A 3,576-nucleotide genomic window follows, 5' to 3' on the forward strand; every position below is an offset into this window, starting at 1 on the left:
AATATTTTCTGTTCGGCAGAAAAATTGGCCATAAAAAACACCCCATAAATGTTAGTTGGTGTCTAACATTTACGGGGCAGTTCAACTCAATGAAACTCGAGTATATCTACAGTTTTTTATTGGTTTTAGTATTTGGACGTTGATTGTAACGAAGGGCACTCGCTTTCCGCGGGCGGTCCGGGAGCCTCCTCGGCTTGCGCCTGCGGGGGTCTCCTCTAGACGCGCTATCCCCGCAGGAGTCTTGCACCTTCCATTCCAATCACCTTAAATGTAGACAAATTAAAAAAGTTCCAATTGATTTCAGACATCCACTCCAAGTAAACGTCTGTGGGGAATCTGCTAGCCAGTTATTCGGCAGGAGTGTCATAAATATCTTCAATTCACTCCATATAAAAAGAAAAAAACATGAAGGATAACCAAGTCATTTTCAGGGTTCGGGGTGAGACTAACCGAACCTCTTTATAAATATGGGAATGGAAATAGAGAGGCCGTACCGTGCATTAGAGTCGACAAACATCCCATTCAGATCGATTAAATGAGAAACATCGCGACTATCGTAGTAACTGCCAAACCAATGGTTACCGGAAGCAGGTTTCGGCGGGCAAGTTCAAAGGGACTGACGTTACATATTGCCGCGGCAGGTATCAATGCCCATGGAATCAGTGTACCTCCGCCAACTAAAGACATTTTATCATTTTGCTGAAACAATGATAATCTCACGTGCTGTGAGTGATTCAGCAGGAAAAACCTATATCGGCATGTACGTGGACAGTATCGCTGCTGATAGCACAGATCCGACAAAATATAAATGGACGCTAATTAAAGGAGCTGACGGAACCCAGGGTATCCAGGGGCCTACAGGAGCAAACGGTCAAACGTCATATCTCCATATTGCCTATGCGACCAATGCAACGGGAACCACTGGATTCTTGGTATCCGACTCAACAGGAAAAACCTATATCGGACAATATACGGATTTTGTATCTGCCGATTCTACGGACCCAGCGAAATATAAATGGGTTCTTATTAAAGGGGATAAAGGTGATACGGGTGCAACTGGTTCTACGGGACCGCAAGGACCTACAGGAAATACTGGCGCAACTGGACCGCAAGGACCTACAGGAAATACTGGCGCAACTGGACCACAAGGACCACAGGGTCAAACTGGTTTAACAGGACCTAGAGGTCCAGTAGCTGACGAGTCTATGCTTTTTGGTAAGAATAGTAATTTCCTAGATTGGACTGGAACGTTACCAGTTGGTTATTCTGGTCAAACAGGTACTGCACCTACAAAGGTAGCGTCAGACAATTCTAGTGGTAACGCTGTTCAGTGGTCTGTCACCGATGGTGTGCAGGGTTATATGAATAAACAAGTGACAAATGTACCTTACAGTCAGTATTTGGCTCTGGAAGTCACGTTTAAATTAACTGCTGGAACTATTGATAGTGCTGGGGTTCTTATAAGAATGGAAGCCTCAGTCGACAGTGACACGAGGATAGACTTCAAGAATTATATTCCAGATCCAGTGTTAAACAAGTGGTATACCATAACGGAGGTTATAAAACAACCTTCTAAAACGACTCCAGCAGGATATACAGGATACACGATTTATCCAATGGGAGCATGGGCAAGTTTCAGACCAATCACAGCTAAGACAATCCAGTTTGATTCTGTCAAAGTACGACCGGCTACACAAGGTGAACAATACGGTTTTGAAAATGGGTTATTAGTTAATGGTTGGGTTAAAACTGGTACTACATTAATCGATGGTGGAAGGATATCTGCTGATATAGTTACTACAATTCAGGCTTATATTAAGGAACTTTCTGCCCTATCTGCAAACCTTGGTAGTGTTAAAGCTGGCGATATAACAGGTGTAACTATGGACTTAGCAGGTGGTAAATTCATAGTAGACCCTGACGGTAATGTAACGTTAAAAGGTACTCTAGACGGCGCTACAGGTACGTTTTCCGGATCTATAACAAGTAATGGGGCTACGTTCGACGAATCAGAATCAAACGTGCCTGTCACGGCAGAGATAGAGGACGGATTTCTAACGGTAAAATCAACGCATACTAAGCAAAAATGGAAGGGTTACTCTTTCTTCGGTGGATGGGTCAATCTAGAAAGGCAAAACCTAGATGGTTCACGTCTGTACAATACTTATATAAACCCTAGGTATACGGCGTGGTATGACGGAAAAGGTAAAGGTTCAATTATCATGCACGTTGACGAAGGTTTAGATATGAATGATAAACCCATTATAAATGTTAAACTTATGACATTTAGGAAAGGCGGTAATGGCTGGAAGATTCAAGAGTCACCCGATGATGGTAGTGACGCTAATGGACAACTTCAATTCTTCACAGGAGATACTAGACGAGCCACAATTGGGTTAACAGGTAATTTTTATATCACAGGTAACCGATATGTGATTCAAAACAGTGGTGGAAGTTACGAAGCCGAAGGAAAACTGTCTTTACTGAACACAGCAGGTGGGACAGAGATGCACCTGGGCTCCGATGCTACAAGTCCATACGTTCAGTCAATTAGCGTGTTCAACCGTACATATTCTCCTGCAGCCAATATGTATGTAACATCGTCTGGGGTAATTGGTCGGACAACATCGGCTACTAAATATAAGCTAGAAATTGATAATTCGAAAGTGGACCCATACAAGATATTAGACCTTAATCCTAAAACATGGTATGACAAAGCAGCTACGGAAGCTTATGCCGATGCACTTACAAGGGAGCATGCTGGTGAAGTTGTTGATTGGGCAGAACTTGATATTCCCCAATTAGAACGAGTTTCAGGCTTAATCACTGAAGATGTTATAGCGGCAGGACTTCCGGAATATGCGACATACGAATTTAATAAAGATGGAACTCGCGAAGTAGAGGGGCTAATGTATGACCGCCTTTGGACTTTGCTTATTCCTGTTGTACGTGATCAGAAAGAGGAAATCACTTTACTAAAAGAGCAAGTCAAGTCTCAAGATGAGAAGATATCCAACCTAGAAGCACGACTAGCAGCTCTAGAAGCAAAGATAAATATATAGAGAGAATTTATTAAAGGGGGTCATGGACATTGGAGGAATTTAATGTGGAAAAGAAGGTCCAAGAACATGATCAGACAATCAACGAAAATATTTTACCAAGGTTAGAAGGTTTGGAATTAGAACAAGCAACATTCAAACGAGAAATATCTTCACTTAAAACCGATCTTATGGGTGTTCAAAAGGGCCAAAAGGAATTGGAAGTGACCGTAATGAAAGATGGGAAAGAGACTAGGGATTTGCTTAAACCTTTTGCTGATCATGTTTTAAAACAAGCTGAATTCGAGTATCAAACCGAAAAGGACATTGCCATTAAAAAAATGGATACTAGAGAGAAAATTTTCTTCAGCATTTTTGGCACGGGTGGAGCTGCCGGTATTATCGCAGCAATCGTAACATTTATAAAATAAAGGAGCTTTTTTTATGGATAAGGCAAAACAATATGTAGCAATGATTGGCGGTGCTCTCGGGGCACTGCTTTTATTTTTTCAATCAGTCGGTTATCAGGTTGAATGGT

General features: G+C 42.0%; 2 protein-coding genes. Both read left to right on the plus strand.

Going from position 1 to position 3,576, the window contains the following annotated elements:
• Positions 1–653 precede the first annotated feature (653 nt).
• Entirely contained in the window at positions 654–3,062 is a 2,409-nt protein-coding gene (locus ACFRAK_RS27325) for a hypothetical protein (RefSeq protein WP_394572931.1), read from the plus strand.
• 29 nt (positions 3,063–3,091) lie between these two features.
• A complete protein-coding gene (locus tag ACFRAK_RS27330; RefSeq protein ID WP_387605021.1) occupies positions 3,092–3,469 on the plus strand; it encodes a hypothetical protein in 378 nt (125 codons plus the stop codon).
• Positions 3,470–3,576 lie beyond the last annotated feature (107 nt).

The sequence above is a fragment of the Peribacillus sp. NPDC056705 genome (assembly GCF_043656335.1).